The organism is Prolixibacteraceae bacterium, from assembly GCA_019720755.1.
Classification (GTDB): domain Bacteria; phylum Bacteroidota; class Bacteroidia; order Bacteroidales; family Prolixibacteraceae; genus Halosquirtibacter; species Halosquirtibacter laminarini.
In genome coordinates, this window is sequence record CP081303.1 from 3,163,633 (window position 1) to 3,185,224 (window position 21,592).

Annotated in this window: 16 protein-coding genes and 2 riboswitches; of the genes, 12 read left to right on the top strand and 4 right to left on the bottom strand. The window is 35.1% G+C overall.

Annotated elements, in window-relative coordinates; genetic code table 11:
* Nucleotides 1-102 precede the first annotated feature (102 nt).
* From K4L44_12480 to aroB, 3 genes are read right to left on the bottom strand one after another with little or no spacing between them, the layout of a single operon-like run.
* Nucleotides 103-546: a nucleoside deaminase gene (locus K4L44_12480; protein QZE16006.1), complete on the bottom strand. Its 444-nt coding sequence runs from the start codon at nt 544-546 to the stop codon at nt 103-105.
* A 7-nt stretch (nt 547-553) separates the two neighbouring features.
* Complete coding sequence (locus tag K4L44_12485) at nt 554-1,798, bottom strand: 3-phosphoshikimate 1-carboxyvinyltransferase (protein ID QZE13397.1); 1,245 nt, start codon at nt 1,796-1,798, stop codon at nt 554-556.
* Complete coding sequence (gene aroB, locus K4L44_12490) at nt 1,788-2,882, bottom strand: 3-dehydroquinate synthase (protein QZE13398.1); 1,095 nt, start codon at nt 2,880-2,882, stop codon at nt 1,788-1,790. The genes K4L44_12485 and aroB overlap by 11 nt, the downstream gene beginning before the upstream one ends.
* A gap of 161 nt (nt 2,883-3,043) precedes the next feature.
* On the opposite strand from aroB, the gene K4L44_12495 reads away from it, so the two are divergent.
* Complete coding sequence (locus K4L44_12495) at nt 3,044-3,502, top strand: hypothetical protein (GenBank protein ID QZE13399.1); 459 nt, start codon at nt 3,044-3,046, stop codon at nt 3,500-3,502.
* Entirely contained in the window at nt 3,489-4,214 is a 726-nt protein-coding gene (locus tag K4L44_12500; GenBank protein QZE13400.1) for a YjjG family noncanonical pyrimidine nucleotidase, read from the top strand. The genes K4L44_12495 and K4L44_12500 overlap by 14 nt, the downstream gene beginning before the upstream one ends.
* Here the strand turns inward: K4L44_12500 and K4L44_12505 are convergent.
* Nucleotides 4,211-4,915 (bottom strand): MgtC/SapB family protein, encoded by a 705-nt coding sequence (locus tag K4L44_12505; GenBank protein QZE13401.1) that lies wholly within the window; start codon nt 4,913-4,915, stop codon nt 4,211-4,213. The genes K4L44_12500 and K4L44_12505 overlap by 4 nt on opposite strands.
* Nucleotides 4,916-5,087: 172 nt before the next feature.
* Here K4L44_12505 and K4L44_12510 point away from each other — a divergent pair, with 172 nt between their 5' ends.
* The 10 genes from K4L44_12510 (at nt 5,088) to K4L44_12555 (ending at nt 21,557) form a co-directional block, all read left to right on the top strand.
* The gene (locus K4L44_12510) at nt 5,088-6,539 is read left to right on the top strand and encodes a sulfatase-like hydrolase/transferase (protein QZE13402.1); all 1,452 of its coding nucleotides are present in this window, start codon (nt 5,088-5,090) and stop codon (nt 6,537-6,539) included.
* A gap of 228 nt (nt 6,540-6,767) precedes the next feature.
* Complete coding sequence (locus K4L44_12515) at nt 6,768-7,859, top strand: ISAs1 family transposase (protein QZE13403.1); 1,092 nt, start codon at nt 6,768-6,770, stop codon at nt 7,857-7,859.
* Nucleotides 7,860-8,560: 701 nt separating this feature from the next.
* On the top strand, nt 8,561-11,581 hold the full coding sequence (locus K4L44_12520) for a TonB-dependent receptor (GenBank protein ID QZE13404.1): 3,021 nt from the start codon (nt 8,561-8,563) through the stop codon (nt 11,579-11,581).
* 37 nt (nt 11,582-11,618) lie between these two features.
* Complete coding sequence (locus K4L44_12525) at nt 11,619-13,142, top strand: RagB/SusD family nutrient uptake outer membrane protein (protein ID QZE13405.1); 1,524 nt, start codon at nt 11,619-11,621, stop codon at nt 13,140-13,142.
* 717 nt (nt 13,143-13,859) lie between these two features.
* Nucleotides 13,860-14,062: riboswitch (cobalamin riboswitch) on the top strand.
* 44 nt (nt 14,063-14,106) lie between these two features.
* On the top strand, nt 14,107-15,237 hold the full coding sequence (locus K4L44_12530) for an ABC transporter substrate-binding protein (GenBank protein QZE13406.1): 1,131 nt from the start codon (nt 14,107-14,109) through the stop codon (nt 15,235-15,237).
* Nucleotides 15,221-16,276, top strand: coding sequence for an iron ABC transporter permease (locus K4L44_12535; protein ID QZE13407.1), 1,056 nt, complete (start codon nt 15,221-15,223; stop codon nt 16,274-16,276). Before K4L44_12530 ends, K4L44_12535 begins: the two co-directional genes overlap by 17 nt.
* A 5-nt stretch (nt 16,277-16,281) precedes the next feature.
* Nucleotides 16,282-17,298, top strand: a complete 1,017-nt coding sequence (locus K4L44_12540; GenBank protein QZE13408.1) for an ABC transporter ATP-binding protein — start codon at nt 16,282-16,284, stop codon at nt 17,296-17,298.
* A gap of 4 nt (nt 17,299-17,302) precedes the next feature.
* On the top strand, nt 17,303-18,169 hold the full coding sequence (locus tag K4L44_12545) for an ABC transporter ATP-binding protein (GenBank protein QZE13409.1): 867 nt from the start codon (nt 17,303-17,305) through the stop codon (nt 18,167-18,169).
* Nucleotides 18,170-18,172: 3 nt separating this feature from the next.
* Nucleotides 18,173-18,913 (top strand): ABC transporter permease, encoded by a 741-nt coding sequence (locus K4L44_12550; protein QZE13410.1) that lies wholly within the window; start codon nt 18,173-18,175, stop codon nt 18,911-18,913.
* Nucleotides 18,914-18,971: 58 nt separating this feature from the next.
* A riboswitch (cobalamin riboswitch) is annotated at nt 18,972-19,165 on the top strand.
* Nucleotides 19,166-19,310: 145 nt separating this feature from the next.
* Nucleotides 19,311-21,557, top strand: a complete 2,247-nt coding sequence (locus K4L44_12555) for a TonB-dependent receptor (GenBank protein ID QZE13411.1) — start codon at nt 19,311-19,313, stop codon at nt 21,555-21,557.
* Nucleotides 21,558-21,592 lie beyond the last annotated feature (35 nt).

A 21,592-nucleotide genomic window follows, 5' to 3' on the forward strand; every position in this document is an offset into this window, starting at 1 on the left:
TTTTATAAAGAGAGATTTTACAAAGATAATTCTAATAAATATAAAATAAACTGTCAACCCTTATGAAAAGTTTATAAATTATTTTGTAAATGAAACATAATTTTAACCTCTTTTGGTTTTAAAGAAGTGATCCATCATCTCTTTGCATTGTTCTTCTAAGACTCCTGCTGTGATTTCTGTCTTGGGGTGAAGGGCCTTAGGTGAAATGTTTGTAAATCCTCTTTTGTTATCACCTGTTCCGTATACTACTTTACTAATTTGTGACCACCCTAATGCTCCAGCACACATAGAACATGGTTCGACAGTAACATATAGGGTACAGTTGTTTAAATATTTACCGCCAAGAGTTTCAGCAGCAGCAGTAATGGCTTGCATTTCTGCATGGGCTGTTACATCGTTTAGACATTCTGTCCGATTATGTCCCTTCCCAATAATATGCCCTTCCGAAACGATAATAGCGCCAATAGGGATTTCTCCTTCTTGAAACGCAATATCTGCTTCTATAAGGGCTTGTTTCATAAAGTAGTTGTCATTAAATGGCTCTATCATAGGTTTAATTTTTTTTGACCTCTTCGATAGTGAAACCTGCATTTTTCATGTCATCCCAAAATCTTGGATATGATTTGGTTACTACCATTGGTTCGTTGATATAGATGGGGTGATTGAACATTCCAACAGCACAGTATGACATCGCCATTCTGTGGTCTTTGTATGTGTCAAAGATATTGGGTTCTTGTTTTAGTGATTGATCGAAAGTTCCATCCCAAGAAAGACTTCCTTCTATTGGCTCTATTAGTTTCATCCCCATTTTTGCACACTCTACTTGAAGAGCATGGATTCGATCAGTCTCCTTAATCTTCAACGTCTCAAGACCGCTGAAATGGAAAGGTATTTTTAAAATACCACAAAGGACTGCCATCGTTTGGGCTACATCTGGATTTAGGATGAAGTCTAATTCTAGTTTATCCTCTGTGAATTGCCCCGTTTTTTTAATTTGTAACCCCTTATCTGTTTCGGTTGTTGTAATACCAAATTTCTCGAACCAGTTGATGATGGCACAGTCTCCTTGTAAGCTGTTTTTAAATAAATATGGTAAGGTGAGGTCTACGTTATCGCAAAGTGCAGCTATTTGATATATATAAGAGGCGCCTGTCCAGTCGCTCTCGCAAAGAAATTCTGTTGCTTTGTATTGTTGAGGTGTAATGGTGATTTTGTTCTCTTCAAAATGAGATTCTACCCCAAAATGCTTCATCATCTCTAATGTAAGCTCAATATAGGACCTCGAGATTACTCTGTTTGTTAATGTCAATTCGATTCCATCTTTTAGTGTAGGAGCTAACATTAATATTGCAGAGATATATTGACTGCTGACACTTCCATCCAATGATAGTGCACCCCCTTGTAGGTTTTTCCCTTTTATTTTTAGTGGAGGGTATCCCTCTTTTTCTGTATATGATATTTCAGCACCCATCTTCTTTAGAGCCTCTACAAGTACTGCTATAGGTCTCTCCTTCATTCTTGAAGAACCTGTAAGAATCCATTCTCCCTCTTTTTGTGAGAAAAAGGCGGTTAGGAATCTCATTGCTGTACCAGCATGTCCTATATCTATAGTATTGCTGTCTAGTGATAGTGCTTTGAGCATGACTTTAGAGTCATCACTTTCAGAAATATTCTCTATTTGGATAGGAGAGGGCGATAGTGCATTCATGATCAATGCTCTATTACAGATACTCTTTGATGCAGGAAGTGTAATTACTCCCTGTAAAGCGTTGTCTTTCTTTTCTATCTTATATCTCATCGTTATTTGCTGTTTTTTGTATTAAGAACTCGATTGAATCTAAAATCTCCTCTTGTGTGGCATCTTCATTAATACTATATTTCCCAATTTCGGATAATAGGGTGAAGTTAATTTTCTTCCCTTCGTTCTTCTTATCCTTGGAGATCCATTGTAGAAGTGTATCGTAATGTTTTTTCTCTATTTTAATAGGTAGATCTCCGAAGTGTTTGATTATCTCATTACTATAATGATCGACCTGTGACAGAGGTAGTTCTTTTCTTAGATAGGATAGATAGAGCTCTGCAATCATTCCCCAAGCAACAGCATAACCATGTTGTGGGTGTACATGATTGGATATAAAGAAACTTTCGAGTGAATGCCCTATAGTATGTCCGAAGTTTAGAGCTTTTCTTATCCCTTTTTCATTCGGGTCAATATGAACAAAATGGTCTTTGATCTCGATGGATCTTTTGATTAGACTTGAAACATCCTGTGAATCTATCTGAACGATATCTGTCTGAAGAAGAAGATCAAGATGCTTCTTATCAAAGATGAATCCATGTTTCAACATTTCAGCATATCCTGAAATAATATGATTTGATTCTAATGTCTTTAAAAATATTGGGTCGATAAACACTCTATTAGGTTGTCGAATTACACCTATTTCATTTTTTAAACCATTAAAATTAAATCCAGTTTTTCCTCCAACAGAAGCGTCTACTTGAGATAGTAGCGTAGTGGGAATATTTACAAAGTCCATCCCTCTTTTGAATGTGGATGCTGCAAAACCACCAATATCGGTAAGTAATCCACCACCTATCTGAATGACAAGAGATTTACGATCCGCTCCATTGTCTCCGAAAAAATTCCACATGTCAACGACTGTTTCCATTGACTTGTTTTCCTCACCCGGCTCCATTTCGAAATAGGATATAGGATATGTTTTAAAGAGGTCTGAAAAAATTGGTAAGCAAAACTTTGTGGTATTTATATCAGTAAATACAAAAATAGATCTATTTTCGTATTGTTTTAGAAGTTTTCGGATCTCATCAACAATCTGATTGGTGATGATTACATCGGATTGAATCTTTGCCTCTTTTATCATATGTGATTTAGATAAATTAATGTGTGACTACAAAATTAATACAATTCATAACGAAATGGTTCGTTTATCATATGATTTAAGCGTTAATTTAATGGAAAAAAAAGGAAAGTTAAGTCTGTTTGTTTATCTTTCCAATGTCTCAAAACTGAAGCTAATTAGGTATGAAAATATCAAATAAAATCTCACAGAAATCAATTTATGGCCTATTTAAAGGGTCTATGGTTGTTTATATCCTTGTGACTGTAATGTTTTTATTGTTTCATAAGAATGAGTATCTATGGTGGGTTGGTCTTTTTTTTATTTCGGATATTTCTTTGTTTCTCTATATGGAACCTGATCAGATTGATGTCATGGTTCATGAGGATGGGGTAGAGGTGAACCAAAAAGAGCTCTTTAAGAAAGATATCCGACGTTTTAATCTAAACAATAAATCAATTTCTAATATATTTATTAAGAATCATCTGTTTGGTATTAAAACAATATTGTGGTTTCAGTTGGATGGAGATTTTGGGCGATATTACTATATCAATCTCTCTCTATTTGATAACCCAAGTAGAGATCAAATTATGAATGCTTTCTTACAGAAGCTTATGAACAATAACCCCAATGAAGAGATTTAAAATGGTACAAACATTATTAATTGACCTAGATCACACCCTTTGGGATTTTGAGTCAAACTCTAAAGTAGCATTGATGCAGGCAATGGATCATATGAATATCTTCGATTGGGTGGATGATTATGATCTGTTTTTTGAAGAATACGAAAAGATAAATAAGCGCTATTGGGGCCTATATCGTCAACGTCAGATTGATAAAGATAAATTGATTGTTGGACGCTTTGAGGATACCTTTGAAATGGTATTACCGAAAGCGAAAGGGCTCGGGTTAAAGTTAAATGACACTTATTTAGAATTTATGCCTTTGCAAAATAAACTAATGCCTGGTGCATTAGAGTTTTTAGAATATGCAAAAGGACGATATACGATTGTTGTTGTAACCAATGGTTTTAAATCGGTTCAGAGAAAAAAAATGTATACTAGTAAAATTGATCAGTTTATTGATCATGTGGTAATCTCTGAGGAAGTTGGAGCACCTAAACCTTCTCCTAAGATCTTTCAACGTGCACTGTCTTGTGCTAATTCATCTAAAATAAACGCTTTAATGATTGGCGACTCTCTAGAAGCGGATGTTCAAGGTGGCGTTGACTTTGGTATCAAAACCATCTATTTTGGAGACAAAGAGAACGTTCCTAGTACACTAAAAGATTCTCCTTTTTTGATTGATTCTACAGATGATTGGGGACAAATTAGAAGAATATTACAACCTTCTTAGATCTCTTTAATAGAGACTTTGGAGATATTCATATTCAATTTTTTTAGATCTTTATGAAGTGAATGGATATTCACTTTACGTTCAAAGTTTACCAAGAAACTATGCTTAATTACTGTTTTCGGTGTATATTGTACTTCAATGTCAAGAGAGCGTATTTTGATCTTATTCTTTTTCAATATCTCTTCCAAATGTTTGTTATGGACTTCCAATTCGTGAGAGGTAACGATAATTCTTTTTAAGGAGCCATAGGAAAATACTTTGCTCTCTATGATACTAAATGTGATTAATACGAGTAGAACAATGAAAGTGGTTACGGCTGCAATTTTAAATAATCCGACTCCAACAGCAAGCCCAATAGCTCCACATGACCAAATAGAAGAAGCGGTAGTGATTCCTCGTATATTGGTTCCTAATTTAATGATTGCTCCTGCTCCTACAAAACCAATACCTGACACTACTTGTGCTGCAATTCTAGTTGGGTCGATTTCGTCATTGTAGTGGTAGAATTGAGGAATCCATATAGAGACTAACATGATCAATGTGGAGCCAATACATATGAGGGCATGAGTTCTTAGTCCTGCAGGTTGTCTGTTTAATTCTCTCTCTAGTCCAATGCATACTCCAAATATCATAGAGATTATAATTCGGATTAACATATGTTCAAATGAGATCTCTTGAGGGGTCTCTAATATAAAGTTCATAATAACTAACTTTGTTGTATAATATAAGATACAATTATATCACCAGATTGTTTTATCATAGAATATAGGATCTCTATTTAATATAATTTAATATACAATGGCGGCCCTATTAATATTTGGTCCGTTTTTTTTAGTTCCTTTGTTATTGTTAACCATTAAAACATAAACCATTATGAAATTAAATGTTGTAGCACGACTCTTTGTTGGGCTGGGAGCAATATTTACATCGACCTGTAGTATTGCGCAACAGAAACAACCCAATATTATATTCGTTTTTCCAGATCAAATGAGAGGAGAAGCAATGGGATTCGAGGATGAAGTTCTAGTAAAAACTCCTTCTTTGGATCAGTTTAAGAGTGAAGCGGTTAATTTTACCCAAGCGATTGCTAATTACCCCGTTTGTTCTCCGACTCGTGCCATGATCTTTTCAGGTCTCTATCCGATAAAGAATAAGGTGACTCTAAATGTGAATAGTGAAACCGAGAAATATGGAGTTGAACTTCAAAAAGATGCTGTTTGTTGGTCTGATATATTGGCTTCGAATGGTTATGATCTAGGATATGTTGGAAAGTGGCACCTTGATTCTCCAAGAGAACCATACATCAAGTGTAAGAACAATGTGGGAAAAATGAAGTGGAATGAGTGGTGTTCCCCAGATAGACGTCATGGATTCAGTTATTGGCATGCTTATGGAACTTATGATTATCATTTAAATCCAATGTATTGGGATACGGATTCTCCAAGAAACGGGTTTAAGTTCTATAATGAATGGGGACCTATACATGAAGCGAATAAAGCAATAGAATATATAAAAAACACTGAAGGTAAATATCGCGATGGTAGTAAACCTTTTGCTTTAGTCGTTAGTATCAACCCTCCTCACACACCTTACAGTCAAGTACCACAGAAATATAAAGATATTTATAAAGACCTTGATGTTGAAAAACTGTGTACCAAACCTAGTATCGAGGCAAAAGGTACGAAATGGGGCGATCATTATAGAAGGAATATTAAAAATTATTATGCTTGTATCTCTGGAGTAGATGAGCAATTTGGTCGCATTCTAAAGTCTTTGAAAGATCAAGGTATTGATGATAATACTATTGTAGTATTTACTTCTGATCATGGTGACTGTATGGGGATTCATGAAAAGATTACAAAAAATAATTGGTTCGAAGAGTCTATGAGAGTCCCTTTTATTGTTAAGGTGCCAGGTGTAACCGAAGGAGATGATGTGGACTACCAATTAGGTTCATTAGATATCTACCCAACGCTCTTAGGACTTCTTGGAATGGCTGATAAAGTGCCAAGTAACTTAAAAGGATATGACTATACTTCCGTTATTCATGGAGAGAAGGCGAAAGATGCACCATCGCATCAGTGGTATATGAGAATGGTCTATGGTACACACAAAAAAGGAAGTAGAGGAGTACGAAATGAACGCTATACATTTGTAATAAATCGAATGAAAGGGGAAGGACAAAAGATCCTACTTTATGATAGAAAGAAAGACCCATTTCAGATGAAAAATATTGCAGATAAGAATAAAAGAATCGTTCGTAAGATGGAAACTATTTTGAGAGAAGATCTGAAAAAGTATAATGATCCTTTTGTGATTAAATAGTTGATAATATCCTATTATAAAAAAAGCTATTCCTATGGGATAGCTTTTTTTATTTCTAATGATTTTATGAATTAATTATTAGAAGCCCATGGGCTCTATCGTAATTATATACAGGGCTTTTCCATAAAAACTAAAAAAGTCATCAAAAAGTGTTTTATTTGAATAACGACAAACATATAAAACCTTTAAGATGACTAAAAAAACGAAGTTAAGGAATACTATGAATATTTGAAAGAAAATTTAGTAGATCCTAGAGATACACGAGGGAAGAAGCATGATTTAGAGTTTGTCCTTGTAGGTATCACTCTATCAATTATTACTGGAAATACCTTGCTGTCTGAGATTTCTCGTTTTCTAGAGAATTATCATTCTATATTACGCAAGATCGTTGGACTGCCAAAATGTAAACCTATATCATATAGTCAATTACGTCGTATAATATCCTTTTTAGCTTCAACTAATTATCAAGAGGTTCAATCAAGCTATTTTGGATGGCAGAACACAAAAGATGATGATGACTGGATTTCTTTAGATGGCAAAGAGCTACGAGGAACAATAGCAAAGAGTCTAGGGCAAAAACGAGGTCTAAATATTGTATACGGCATAAGTCAAAAGGATAAAATATCTACAGCCGCAACATTTTATGAAGGAGCTAAAGAAAGTGAAATAACGACGGTAAGAGAGCTCTTAAATGATCTATCTTTGGCATCTTCGAACTTAACATTTGATGCGCTTCATACACAGTTTGAGACTCTTGAGAAATGTGAAAGTGCCAAAGGAATCTACATTGCACAAGTAAAGAATAACCAAAAGAATTTGAATGTAGAATTACGGAATCATGAACAGTCAAGTGTTGAGTTTATGAGCCTTTCAATTGATAATAAAGGACATGGAAGAAAAGAAACAAGAACTTACTCTTTTTATGACATCAGAAAGGTTACACTTGATGAAAAGTGGGTTCATTGTGGAATCAAGAGTTTAATTAAAGTCGATAGAGATCGCCTAATAGTAAACTCGAATAAAAGGTCGATAGAAACCTCATATTATATTAGTAACCGAGATTGTAATGAAATACATCCACATAAATATGCGAAAGCTATTAGGGGACACTGGACGATAGAAATGAGTAATTATATAAGAGATGTTCTATTCTCTGAAGATAATATACGATGCTCCAATAGAAATCAAGCAAAAGGAATGGCAATATTAATTACAACGGTAGTTAATTTAATACAACGAAATAAACCTAAAAACATTAAGGCTCAGAGAGAAAAGTTCTTATCTGATATTAGAAAGATGGCTTCTCTTTTTGTCATTTAACATTTTTATGAAAATGCCCTGTAATTATATATAAGTTGTATAAAACAACTTATATATAGAGAGAAAGAAAGGCCTACGTTGTTATTCGAAATCGTTCCTATTTTCAAATCTTCTCAGTGTTATCAAGCTATTATCTTGGTTTAATTTCGTGATTGTTAGTACCATTTTGATGCTTTGGTACTATTAATGAAGTGATGGGATTCAGTGCATGATTGTTTTGTTATTGTTAATTTATTTGTAATCAACCTTTTGTGTAGTTAATAATTGCATAAGACATGTAATTGTTGTGAATAATATGTTGTGATATGGCCATTTAGGTTAATGTAAGGTAAAAATTGTACGTAATTGAATAAAAAATGTGTAAAAGTGTCTCTTTATATCCTGTTTTTCTGATTTAATAGTTCGTATGATTGGGTGTAATTGTCCAATTTGAACCTTAATTAACTTACTATATATCATAGTTTATAGATTTGAATCGAATCAATAAAGTATTTGATGATCATTGATTTGTCCATTATGGGACTGTACTTAATATGACCGAAAGAGTTTTGGGTGTGAATATTTTAAGATGTGGTATTTGATGAACAAGATTTAAAATGAGAATCTATCATTACTTAGGGCTTCAGAAAGTAAGGTGTACATTATATCATCTTATGATCTTGATGGTCTTGGGGGACTTTTTAAATAACTAACTATAGATTATGAAACAAGTAGATCAAGCTTGGCATCGTAGACTTTTTATAGGGACGATGTTGTTGTTACTTTCTTTAGTAGGAGGTAATGTAATGGCACAGAAGGCGACGATAAAAGGAGTCGTAAAGGATGAAAAGGGAGTATCACTGCCTGGTGTTACTGTTCTTTTAAAGGGGACTACAGTTGGAACTATCACTGATTTTGAAGGAAATTATACTTTAAATATTTCAGATAGTAAAACGGCTGTTATTCGCTATTCATATGTAGGGTTCGTTACTCAAGAACTAGTTCCCTCAGGTAAATCCGTGATAAATATTACACTTAAAGAAGATGCAATCTCTCTTGGTGAGGTGGTTGCTGTTGGTTATGGTGTAATGAAAAAAAGTGATGTGACTGGTTCTACCGTTGGGGTAAAATCAGATGATATCTTAAAGGCAAACACAACAACAGTAAACGAGGCACTTCAAGGAAAGATGGCTGGTGTAACTGTTACATCAAATAGTGGTGCCCCAGGTGGAGATATCAAAATTCGTGTTCGTGGAGCCAACTCTATCTCTGGTAGCAATGCACCGCTAGTTGTAATTGATGGTTTTGTAGGTGGCTCATTAAAAGAGTTGAATCCAAACGATATTGCAAGTCTTGAAGTTCTAAAGGATGCATCTGCTACTGCAATATATGGATCTAGAGGATCAAATGGAGTCATCTTGGTAACTACAAAGTCTGGTAAAAAAGGAGATTTTAAAGTTTCATATAATGGATATTACGGACAACAAAGAGTCTCTAAGAAATTAGACGTACTAGATGCAGCATCTTATGCTGAGGTGGTGAATGCAAAAAGAGTGGCTTTTGGTAAAACGAATACATATACACAGGATCAGATTGATGCTTTCAGAAAGAGTGGTGGACATAATTGGCAAGATGAGATCTATACTTCGGCACCAGTTCAAAATCATAACTTGTCTTTTACAGGAGGTACTGATAAAATGCGTTTCATGTTTTCAGGTCAATATCTGAATCAAGATGGAATCATGAAAAATTCAAACTATAATAGATTAAATTATCGTTTGAATTTAGATGCAGATCTTACTGATAAATTGAACTTTAAAGTAAATATTAGTGGTTTTCGTTCTAAGGATAAAAAATTTAACTTGAAGTGGCCTAATGGAACTCCTCCAACAGATGCATTGGTTTTTGAACCAACGTTACCAATTTACGATGAGAATGGAGAATATACAGAATCTTCATTTCCTACTGTAAATAATCCTGTTGCAGATATCAATGAGTTGAATAAAGAGGCAACAAAAACGAATGCTACAGTTAATGCCTCATTATCTTATCGTATTACTCCTAAATTGATTTTGTCTGTTGCTGGAGGGTATGTGATGAACAGTAGCAATAACTATGGTTTTGATAACAAGTATCTATATTCTGGTCGTGGAAAAGAGAAGGGAAATGCTTCTAACTCTATGAATACACTATGGCAGAATACAAATACGCTGTCTTATATCAACAGTTTTGGAGATCATAACCTGAATATTACTTTGGCTAATGAGCAGAGTGGTTCATCTGGAAACAAAAACTCTTTTTCTGCAAATGATTTCTTCTTAAATAGAGGTTATTATATGTTAAACCTTGGAGCGATGTCTTCTAATTATAAGTCAAGCTTTACGAACCAATGGGCTTTGATGTCATTCTTGTCACGTGTAAACTACAGCTATAAAGGAAAATACCTTTTCACTGGTTCTGTACGTGCGGATGGTTCTTCTAAATTTGCAAAGGGAAACAAATGGGGTTATTTCCCAAGTGCTTCGGTTGCTTGGAGAGTGTCAGAAGAGAGCTTTATGGAAGATTCTGAAATAATCAATAACTTCAAACTAAGATTAGGTGTTGGTCAGACTGGTAGCCAGGCAACAGATCCATATCGTTCTAAGTCGATTATGACTCCATCAGGTAACTACTCTTTGAATGGTACTGATAAATATATCGGTTTGTCGGTAGCTTATCCTGATAGTCCTGATCTTTCATGGGAAACTACAACACAATCTAATATTGGAGCAGATCTTACTCTTTGGGAAGGAATGATCAGTTTGACGGCAGATTATTACTATAAGAAAACTTCTAATATTCTACTTTATGTAAACACTGCATATGTGTCAGGTTTCTCTAATGAGCTTAAGAATGTTGGTTCTCTTGAAAATAAAGGGGTTGATTTATCTCTAGGTCTTAATTTAGGAAAAGGAGATTTAAAATATAATGGTACCATTACTGCAACAAGTAACAACCAAAAGATTTTAGATCTGAATGGAGCAACAGAGATGCCATTTATTGGGGCTTCTGGACTTACTTCTAAGATTATTGTAGGTCGTCCTTCAGGAGAATTTTATGGTTATAAATATGAAGGAGTATGGAAATCTTCTCAAACAGCAGAAGCGGCTGTATATGGAGCTAAGCCAGGAGACCCTCGTTTTATGGACCAAAACAACGACAACACAATTAATACTTCAGATAAAACAATTATCGGAAATGCTACTCCTAGTTGGTATTTTGGATTCTCTAACAATGTATCATACAAGAATTTGGATGTGTCATTTATGTTCACTTCTACTGTTGGACAGGATGTATTCAACTATGTTCGTGCAAAAACAATGGGAGTAACCAATACAGATCCAGTGAATCCTGATATCTTGAATCGCTGGACTCCAGAAAATGAGAATACTGATATTCCTGGATTTGGATCCACTAGTAAAGATAACTATCAAGCATTGTCATCTATGTTTATTGAAGATGGTTCATTTATCCGATTGAAAAATGTGACTGTAGGATATACATTCAATGACAATATGCTAAAAGGTTTAGGATTGTCTAAACTGAGAGTATATGGTTCTATTCAGAATGTATTTACATTGACAAACTACACTGGTTATGACCCAGAAGTTAGTAATGGTACTTCTGATATGATGCCTGGATATGATATTGCACCATACCCATCAGCTAGAGTGTGGAACTTAGGTGTTAATATTAGTTTCTAATTTGGGATTCCGATTAATTGTGATTAAGATGAAAAGAATGAAAAAAAATATATTGACTTTAGCCTTAGGAGCAACGCTCCTAGGCGGAGCTTTTTCAAGCTGTGACTTACTAGAAGAAGACTCTTCAGTAATCATTGAGACAAAAACTTATTTTAAACAAGAGTCTGAGTTAGTTGGGGCGATCACTCCAATTTATAACTACATATTTAAAGATAATACACGTTTTGGTGGAATTAGTGGTAGAGGTTTCTCTTTAAATTGTGGAGATCCTGCGCTTACTTCAATCCGTGGTTTGAATAAGCAGAGAATGTTGGAGTTTGATGATTTCAATGTATCTGAAAACAACGATGATATCACTGCTGTATGGAAAGCAATGTATCGTGCAATTGGTGCTGCGAATAATGTGATTAGTAGTCGTGATAGAATCGAGAAAATTGCGATGGATGCAACCAAGCGTGAGGTGTATATGGCTGAAGCCCATTTTCTTAGAGCTTTGGCTTATTACAATATTGTAAGTTATTGGGGGAAAGGTCCTATCGTAGAAAAATTATTGACTGGTGACGAAGCAAAACTAGTGAAGAATGCTACTGCTGAGGAGATCTATAACTTTATTATCGCTGATTTAGAGATTGCTAAAGTAATTCCAGAAGAGCGAGGAGAGCTTGGTAGAGTAAATCAAGATGCTGTTAGAATGTTGAAAGCTTATGTCTATATGAATATGGCTGGATATCCTTTGAACAAAGGAAACGAATACTATAAGAAAGCTGCAGATGCAGCTGCTGAAGTAATTTCTACAGCAAGTCATTCATTGGATGACAATTTTGCTGACCTATGGAAAGCGGACAATCGTTTCAAGAAATCAGAACATATTTTCTTCTTTTATGGAAACTATGATTTAGGACGTGATCTTGCTTCTTATGGAGGAAAAGGTTTAAGAGGTACTGAAGAAGGTGGATGGAAAGATTATGTTGTGGAAACAGAGTTCTATAACAACTTTCCAAACGACAATCGTAAGAAGGAAACTATTTATGATGTGATTAAATTCAATAAAAAAGGTCTAAGCCTTCCTGAATCTAAATATATCAATTGCCTTGATGCGAAAGAGAAGCACACTTGGGTTGGTAAATATAGAGATCTTGGTGGTTCTCCTTGGAAGGATGTTACAACCAATACAATCTATCCTGTTTTCCGTTATGCGGATGCTTTGTTAATCCTTGCTGAGGCAGACAACTTGGCAAATGGAGGTCCTACTCCTAGAGCTTATGATGCATTGCGTCGTATCCAACATCGTGCTTATGATGGTACTGCAGAAGTAACTAGAATTATTGCAGATGGAGCAACGATGGATTCATTTGATAAGGTTGTTCTACAAGAGCGTATGTGGGAATTTGCTTTTGAAAATAAGACTTGGATCACCATGGTTCGTCGTCAAAAAGTGGAAGAATTTAATAAAAATCATGATAAAGAGGTTGCAGGTTTCTCTATAGCTAGTATCACGGAGTCAGACTATTTCTTCCCAATTCCAGAGCATGAAACACTAATCAATTCAAATCTTAAGTAAACAAGTTTCGTTGACTTATATATTCAAAAAAAGAGATAACATCGCGTTATCTCTTTTTTTGTTTTAACCTCATGAGGTCTATCGTTTTACATCTCTATTAAGTTGAAAGTCATTTTAAACACGCTATTTTATATCGTTGTTCTTTTGAAAACTGTTGTGGGCATCGTAATTAGGTGAAATATTTGGGTTGCTCTGTAGGTACATACATGATAGATTAGAAATATAGGTTTAACAACGAGCTTTTTATTACTCGACTCTCTTCCCTCGAATATACTTCGACCTGTCTTCTAGGCTCTCTTCGTTACCCTTTAGTTACCCTTTAGTTACCCTTTGGTTACTCCCAGAGTAACCAAAGGGTAACTAAAGGGTAATCGACATGTATCCTAACCTAGGTTTAATATCATCCTATATACATTGTATTTGAGAACTTAGTTTAACAGGGACTTCCTGGATTCTAATGAATTTTATTTTACAAGAGAGTGTTAATTTGTTTGTAAAACGGACAAGCTAAGTTGTGTTTGTGGGGTTAATGTATTGATAGTTAGTGTTTTGTTGAATTGTTAACCATTTCTGTTTATTGTTGATAACCTTCATCTCGACCAATTTGCACTTCAACCTAAAGTTTAAGTATGATGATATTTCAGCGTATTGTAGTCAATATATTAAATTGAATTTATCAAAAAAATTACTTCTCTATTTTATGGCTTAAGGAAAAACCTATCTTTGCATTATTAAGGTTGCATGATTCTTATTCTATTGAATCAGCTGAAAAGGGAATCTGGTGAAAATCCAGAACAGTCCCCGCTACTGTAATCCATATGTAATTGATGTTTATTCTACATGTCACTCTATATTTCTCAGGGGAAGGCGATAAACATTAATGGGAAGTCAGGAGACCTGCCTTATTTCATTCATCTTCGTTTGTGCTCGAGGGTAAAGCAGAGCGAACATTATTTTTATTATTATGAGATCATTTTTTCCATCTGTTTGGTTGCTCCTTGTGAGTGGAATGCTTCTAATAAGCAGCTGTGGTAGTCGTAAAAGTTATAGGAGAGAGGGTTTAGATACTTTAAAACAATCTTTTGCAGAGAATTTCATTGTTTTGAAAGGAGAACATGGCTATGATTGTAGCGTGATTACCAAAAAAAAGGATCATAAAGTAGAAGATCATTTCCGATTGGTAGATCGAAACTTCTATTCCGTTGAGCAAAGCAAAGCCAATTTACCTGTAATACCAATTCCTTGTAAGAGAATTGTTTGCTTATCTTCAACCCAATTGACCTATTTTTTTGCATTAGATTGTCTTGATCCCATTGTTGCGATTAATAGTAGTCGCCATCTTTTTCATAAGGAGATGAATAGAAGAGTTCGTTCTGGAGTCGTGAAGCGTATTGGTAAACAGGGAAGTTTTAACTTAGAGATGATCGCTGCACTTCAACCCGATGTAATCTTTGTTTCTCCTTTTAAGAAGGGTGGGTATGCATCTTTAAAGCAACTCGGTATCCCGCTTATTCCAATGGCTGCCTATAGCGAAGAGACTCCATTAGGAAGAGCCGAGTGGGTGAAGTTTATCTCTCTTTTTATTGGAAAAGAGAAAGAAGCGGATAAGAAATTTAAAGATATCGAGAAAGAATATCTAAGACTCAAAGGATTAACTGAAAATGTAAAGAGTAGGCCTACTGTTATCTCTGGAAAACTTAGATCAGGTACTTGGTATGTTCCTGGAGGGGATAGCTTTTATGCTCACTACTTTAGAGATGCAGGTGCAGAATATATTTTTAAAGACGATTACACAGGGGCTCGACCTCTTGATTTTGAAACGGTATATTCGAAAGGTATTCATGCAGATTTTTGGAGATTACTTCTACCTGAACCTGTAGGGTTTAATAGAGAAATGCTTTTAAAAGAGGATGCCCGCTATGGAGACTTTGATGCATTTAAAAATGATAAAGTTTTTATGTGTAATATTAGATCAAAGCCATTTTATGAGGAGAATGCAATGAAACCTCAGGTTGTTCTGTCTGACTATATTCATCTTTTCCACCCTGAGTTATTACCGAACTATCAACCCTATTTTTATGAAAAACTTCGATAGTAATAAAAGAAATTACTCTTTGGCTTCGATCTATATTCTTCTGGCTACTTTAGTCGTTTTATTGGCTTTATTTATTGCGAATTTGGTTTTTGGATCTATCTCAATCCCTGCAGATCAAGTTATTCGTTCTCTTTTCGGATTGTCTGTTGAAAACAATGTATGGGAGTTAATTGTGATAAAAACAAGGCTTCCACAAACTCTTGTAGCTCTTGGTGCTGGAATGGGATTAGGTATCTCTGGACTGTTGATGCAAACAATGTTTAGGAATCCTTTGGCAGGTCCATCTGTCCTTGGTATATCGTCAGGTTCTAGTCTTGGTGTTGCATTGGTTCTGTTGGTTGCAGATCAGTGTTTTCATATCGTATACTCTTCCGTTGGTTTTTGGGGTGATTTTGCTGTCATTGTGGCCTCTTTGCTTGGCGCTTTTATTGTTCTTTTTACTGTCTTGTATGTATCAAAGCATTTGGATGGGACTCTGGGGGTTCTTATAATGGGGGTAATGTTTGGTTATCTAACTAACGCCATTGTAAGCGTATTAAAATTCTATAGTACCGAGGAGAGTATACAAAGTTATGTTTTATGGGGATTAGGAAGTTTCTCTCGTCTAAATTTAGATCAATCGTTTCGTTTCTGTATTGCAATGATTGTTGGTAGTCTGTCTACTTTGTTCTTTAGTAAATCCTTAGATTTGCTCTCTTTGGGGGATCGTTATGCACAAAACCTTGGGTTAAATGTAGATAGAACAAGAAGGACTATTATTTTTCTTGCAGGGGTCTTGACTGCACTTGTTACCGCTTTCTGTGGTCCAGTGATCTTTGTTGGAGTTGCAGTTCCACATATATCAAAACTAATTTTAAAAACGAGTAAACATCTCCTACTGATCTTAGAGTGTTGCTTGATGGGAGGAGTTGTTACTCTGTTCTGTTGTTTGGTGTCACGAATGCCTGGTAGTGAATCTACTTTGCCTATCAACTCTGTTACTGCATTTATTGGTGCACCTATTATAATTTCTATTATTTGGAAAAAACGAAGAATGTAACTTTTATGGAGAACGATATGAATAGACCTGTATTAAGTTTTCATAATCTTACAATCGGATATGGAAAAGGACCGAAACAAAAGGTTGTTGCCAAAGAACTTATAGGGTCTCTTAAAAGAGGCGTTTTAACCTCTATTATTGGTAGCAACGGAACAGGAAAGAGTACATTATTGAGAACTTTAGCTGGTTTTCAAACTTTACTTGATGGGGAGGTTTTTTATGGAATGACTCCTATCTCTGAGATTTCTAATGCGGATTTATCAAAAAAAGTTTCTGTTGTATTAACTGATCGCATAGAGGTTCCTAATGCAACTGTTTTCGAAATAGCTTCTCTTGGAAGAAGTCCATATAATGGTCGTTGGAATCGTTTAGATGAGCATGATTATAACTTAATTATTGAAGCTCTCGATCAATGTGGTATCCTTCATAAAAAAGAGGATCTACTCTCCTCTTTAAGCGACGGGGAGAGACAAAAAGTATTTATAGCAAAAGCATTGATTCAGCAAACGGATATAATCATTCTTGATGAACCAGCGGCCTTTCTTGATTTTACTGCACGAATAGAGGTGATGAAGCTACTTCGAGATATTGCTAAATCTAGAAATATCTCCATCTTGTTGTCTTCTCATGACTTAGATCTAGCATTACAACTTTCAGATAACATATGGCTTTTTTATCCGCATGGACCTTTGGTTGAAGGCATTCCAGAGGATCTGTTATTTAAAGGTTGTTTTAATGATATTCTGAAATCGGATCATTTGAAATATAATCAGGTACGAGCTCGTTATGAAGTGTATTATGAAACGTTTCAAAAGTTAAGGGTAAGATGTACTCGTGAGATGTACTCTCTTCTCTCTTCTGCATTTAAAAGAGAAAATATAGAGGTTGTTTTGGTGGAAGAGATCACAAATGATGGCGTTATTTGGGAACAAGGACTCTTCTCATTTGTTAAACAAAATCAGACAGTCTTTCAATGTGAGACGATAGCGGAGATTGTTCATTATACAAAACGGAATCAATAGTTCGATGATAGAAGAAAATGGCAATATAGATAAAAGTTGGATTTCGTTTCAAAATGTATCGAAGTCTTTTGGGACATTTTTTGCTGTGGATAATTTCTCTCTTGAAATTCCACAAGGGCAATTCTTAGGTTTAATAGGTCCTAATGGCGCTGGAAAGACAACGCTTATACAGATGTTTATTGGGTTATTGATTCCAATATCAGGATCCATTACGGTGGATGGAAAAACGATATCTAGAAAGAATATTGCATTAAAGAGACTAATAGGTGTTGTACCCCAGCATATGAATTTGGACAAAGACCTTACCGTCTTGCAAAATATGACCTTCGCTGCAAAATTGTTTGGTATCAAGGGAAAACAACGAGATCAACGTATCCATGATTTGTTGAAATTGATGGGGCTAGATGAATATGAGAATCGAATTACTAGACGTCTCTCTGGAGGAATGGCTCGTAAATTGATGATTGCTCGTGCATTAATTCATGATCCAAAGATTCTTGTGCTTGATGAACCTACTACTGGAGTTGATCTTATCTCTAGAAGAAAGATATGGGAGATTATTGGAATGATGCGGAAAAGAGGATTGACGGTGATTCTTACTTCTCATTATATTGAAGAGGTCGAAACGCTCTCCGATCGAATTGTATTAATTAAAAATGGTTCTATTGTCGTACAGGGTAGTAGTAAAGAGTTGAAAGAATATGTAGGATCTACCACGGTAAGTTATAACGAAACCACGTCTAAAATAGCGTATCGTTTTTTTAAAGATCGTATGAAAGCCGAGAGCTTTGCAAATAGTTTGGATGTAGATCACTCTGTGCGTTCTTTAACATTAGAAGATGTGTTTTATCATTTTAGTAAGGAGGCATAAATTATGATGGAAATTCAAACAATACTGTGGCGTGAATTTATCTTTTTTAGAAACAATTTTTTTAGGATTACCTCTTCTGCTGTGATGAGTCCGTTGCTCTATTTTATTGCTTTTGGGTGGGGGCTAGGTCATGGTGTTGTGATTGATGGACATCCCTATAATCAGTATATTGTCCCTGGTATTATTGCGCTATCTTCTATGGGTACTAGCTTTAATGCGGTATCTATTCGTATTCTTGTATCAAAGCTTCATGAACGAAGTTTTGAGTTCTATATGACAGCACCTGTAAGGATGTCTTTTTTAACTTTAGGTAATATCATTGCAGGTGCACTTAGAGGCCTGTATGCTGCTTCTTTGATCTTGACTATCACCCTTTTATTTGGAATTCAAGTTCATCTATCGTTATCTCTTTTATTCGTGGTTTTCTTGAATTGTCTTCTGTTTGCCTCTTTTGGTTATATCGCAGCGATGGTTGTGAATACCCATTATGATATGAATAGATTTAACACCTTTGTAATCACTCCAATGACTTTCCTTTGTGGAACATTCTTCTCTTTAGATAACATGCCAGTTATCTTGAGAAATTTTATCAATATACTTCCATTAACACATGCAACAAAATCGATAAGATCTTTGATGCTATTAGGAGATACAAATTATAGTTCTGTTGTTATTTTACTTCTATTTTTTGTCTCATTGCTATCTATTGGTGTCTATGTAAGTAATCGAGAAATAAAAGGATGATATTAATTAACATTTGAAGTTTGTGGTGTGTTTTTGTTTTTAATTAAAATAGTTTACATATATTTGCATCGATTTTGGTAATCATAATGTGTTCATTGTGATGTAAGGGAACTCGGTGTAAATCCGAGGCTGTACCCGCAGCTGTAATACTCGTTTTAATTTTATCATTACTACAGCCACTGTAATTAATTTTATGGGAAGGCATGATAAAGGAGTTGAGCCAGAAGACCTACCAGATGATTATTCAAGCATTTACTTTCGGGATTTGAAGTGTTTTTATGCAATTTACATATTTAGGACTGTTCTTTTATGGGACATTCTATCATTTATTGTATTGTCTTTTCCTTTCCTTGTAGGTGCATGATTTGGTTTATAGTTTAACTTAATTATATCGATCATGTCGAAGTTTTTTTCTCTTACTTTCGTTTTTATTATAGGAACGATATCGCTTTTTGCTCAAGATCAAACTGTTCTACGGGGGAAAGTATTAAATGCCGATACCGGACTTCCTATCCAAGGTGTACAGATTGTCTTAGATGCTAGTCGATTGGGTACTTCTACCGATATCAGAGGATATTTTCAATTAAATATTTCAACTCAAATTAAAAGTAAAACTTTAAACCTTAGTTGTATTGGGTTTATAAAAAGATCCGTTCCAATTTCCAATTTCAATAATAAGAGAGAGTTTGTGATTAAACTATCCCCTTCTGTAGAGGGGTTGAGTGAAGTTGTGGTTACTGCTACAGGAACAAGTCATAGATTAGAGAGTGTTCCTGTTAGAACTGAGGTGATCCGTGGGAAACAGATTGAGCTAATGGGAGTTTCTAATGTAGAAGAGACTTTATCCTATGTCAACCCATCCCTTTCGTTCTCACCGAATGCAATGGGCTCTTTTATGAAGATGAATGGCTTAGGAAACGACTATATCCTTGTTCTTGTAAATGGAAAGAGGATGTATGGGGATATGGGTGGAAACAATGATTTGAATCGTATCCCTTTGAGTAATGTAAAACAGATCGAAGTGGTAAAGGGAGCCTCTTCTTCATTATATGGATCTGAAGCGATTGCTGGGGTTATTAATATTATCACCAAAGAACCTGTTTTTGGAGTTTCAGCTTATAATGATACTTATATCGGCGCTTATGGCCAACTACGTCAGAATAATCAAGTTGCATTTCGCTCTAAGAAATGGTCCTCGACTTCTACTGTTCAATATAAAAAATCTGATGGATGGCAACTTAGTGAGTACGAAAAGCCTTCTCGAAAGATGATCAAAAAAGGAAAGAAAGATCCTGTTCCTACCTTAGCAAAGGCATCCAATGCTTTTGATGATAGATCCTTCGTTCAATCTTTTGAGCTTAAACCAAATGATAAGTTGTCATTTAGGACTACTGGTTCTCTCTATGATAAAGAGGTTAAGTATCCTGTGGATTACAAAAGTTATAACTCATACTTTACTGATATGAATCTTTCAGTAGATGGAGAGTATCTACTTTCTGATGTAGCAAAGCTCTCTTTTGAAGGCTATTTTGATAACTACAAATATAAGTATCGTTATAATAGAAAGTATAATATAGCTTATAATGATAATGGGGAGTCTTTTCAGAAAACATTTTATGATGGAGATGTCCAACTAAATACAAACCAAAGTCTTAATAGCTATAATTTAAAAGGAGTCTTTACTCTGCCTTTTCAAAATACATTGAATGTGGGGGCAGAGTATATGGATGAATATCTTGAAGCACCATATCGTTTTGAAGGGGATAAGGCAGAGGCTTTCACGACCTCTATCTATGCACAGAATGAGTGGAAATATCAATTTATTACATTGGTAGGAGGTTTGAGATGGGTTAATCATGAAGCATTTGGATCGATTATCTGCCCCAAAGTATCTGCACTGATTGGGAACGATTGGGTTAAACTTCGTTCTTCATGGGGAGAAGGTTTTAAAGCCCCAACTTTAAAAGAACTTTATTATCACTATGAAAAAGAGGGGATGGGTTCTCACTATTTATACTTAGGGAATCCAGATTTAAAGCCTCAAGAGAGTAAATATGTAGATGCATCTTTAGAGTTCCGCTTTAAAAATGTGAACTTCTCAATATCGGGGTATCACAATAACGTTCATAATTTGATTAACTATAAGATCATTCCAAATACGGATGAAGCAGATATGCTAGGTGTTAAGATTACGAAACAGCAGGTAAATATTGACGAAGCTCTTACGCAAGGAGTAGATGTTGCTTTTGATTGGACGATAGGAACCCACTTAAAGTTCTCTACTGGGTATAGCTTTGTGGATGCTAAAGATGTGGAAACAGACTTTGTTCTTGATGGAGTTAGTAAACATCAAGCAACTGCACAACTGGCATGGTTAAGTCATACCAAACTAGTTGATTTTAATTATTCAATTCAAGGAAAAGGGCAGTCAGAGAGATATTATGGAAAAGAGAAGGTCGATGGCTTTATGTTATGGAATTTCACTACAAACCATCTGGTGACTTTCAATAAATGGCGCTGTAATGTAAAACTCGGAATAGACAACCTTCTTGATTATACTGATGATAAGCCTTATGGTTATCACTATAGCACATTAAACCCTGGTAGGACATACTTTGCTGGGGTGCAATTATATTTTAATTAATCATTTAATAGTTCTTGTATTAAGTCATATTTAAA

Bases quoted from the DNA above. Each gene is read 5' to 3' on its own strand.
- K4L44_12485 (QZE13397.1), bottom strand. From the start codon at position 1,798: ATGAGATATAAGATAGAAAAGAAAGACAACGCTTTACAGGGAGTAATT.
- aroB (QZE13398.1), bottom strand. From the start codon at position 2,882: ATGATAAAAGAGGCAAAGATTCAATCCGATGTAATCATCACCAATCAG.
- K4L44_12495 (QZE13399.1), top strand. From the start codon at position 3,044: ATGAAAATATCAAATAAAATCTCACAGAAATCAATTTATGGCCTATTT.
- K4L44_12500 (QZE13400.1), top strand. From the start codon at position 3,489: ATGAAGAGATTTAAAATGGTACAAACATTATTAATTGACCTAGATCAC.
- K4L44_12505 (QZE13401.1), bottom strand. From the start codon at position 4,915: ATGAACTTTATATTAGAGACCCCTCAAGAGATCTCATTTGAACATATG.
- K4L44_12510 (QZE13402.1), top strand. From the start codon at position 5,088: ATGAAATTAAATGTTGTAGCACGACTCTTTGTTGGGCTGGGAGCAATA.
- K4L44_12520 (QZE13404.1), top strand. From the start codon at position 8,561: ATGAAACAAGTAGATCAAGCTTGGCATCGTAGACTTTTTATAGGGACG.
- K4L44_12525 (QZE13405.1), top strand. From the start codon at position 11,619: ATGAAAAAAAATATATTGACTTTAGCCTTAGGAGCAACGCTCCTAGGC.
- K4L44_12530 (QZE13406.1), top strand. From the start codon at position 14,107: ATGAGATCATTTTTTCCATCTGTTTGGTTGCTCCTTGTGAGTGGAATG.
- K4L44_12535 (QZE13407.1), top strand. From the start codon at position 15,221: ATGAAAAACTTCGATAGTAATAAAAGAAATTACTCTTTGGCTTCGATC.
- K4L44_12540 (QZE13408.1), top strand. From the start codon at position 16,282: ATGGAGAACGATATGAATAGACCTGTATTAAGTTTTCATAATCTTACA.
- K4L44_12545 (QZE13409.1), top strand. From the start codon at position 17,303: ATGATAGAAGAAAATGGCAATATAGATAAAAGTTGGATTTCGTTTCAA.
- K4L44_12550 (QZE13410.1), top strand. From the start codon at position 18,173: ATGATGGAAATTCAAACAATACTGTGGCGTGAATTTATCTTTTTTAGA.
- K4L44_12555 (QZE13411.1), top strand. From the start codon at position 19,311: ATGTCGAAGTTTTTTTCTCTTACTTTCGTTTTTATTATAGGAACGATA.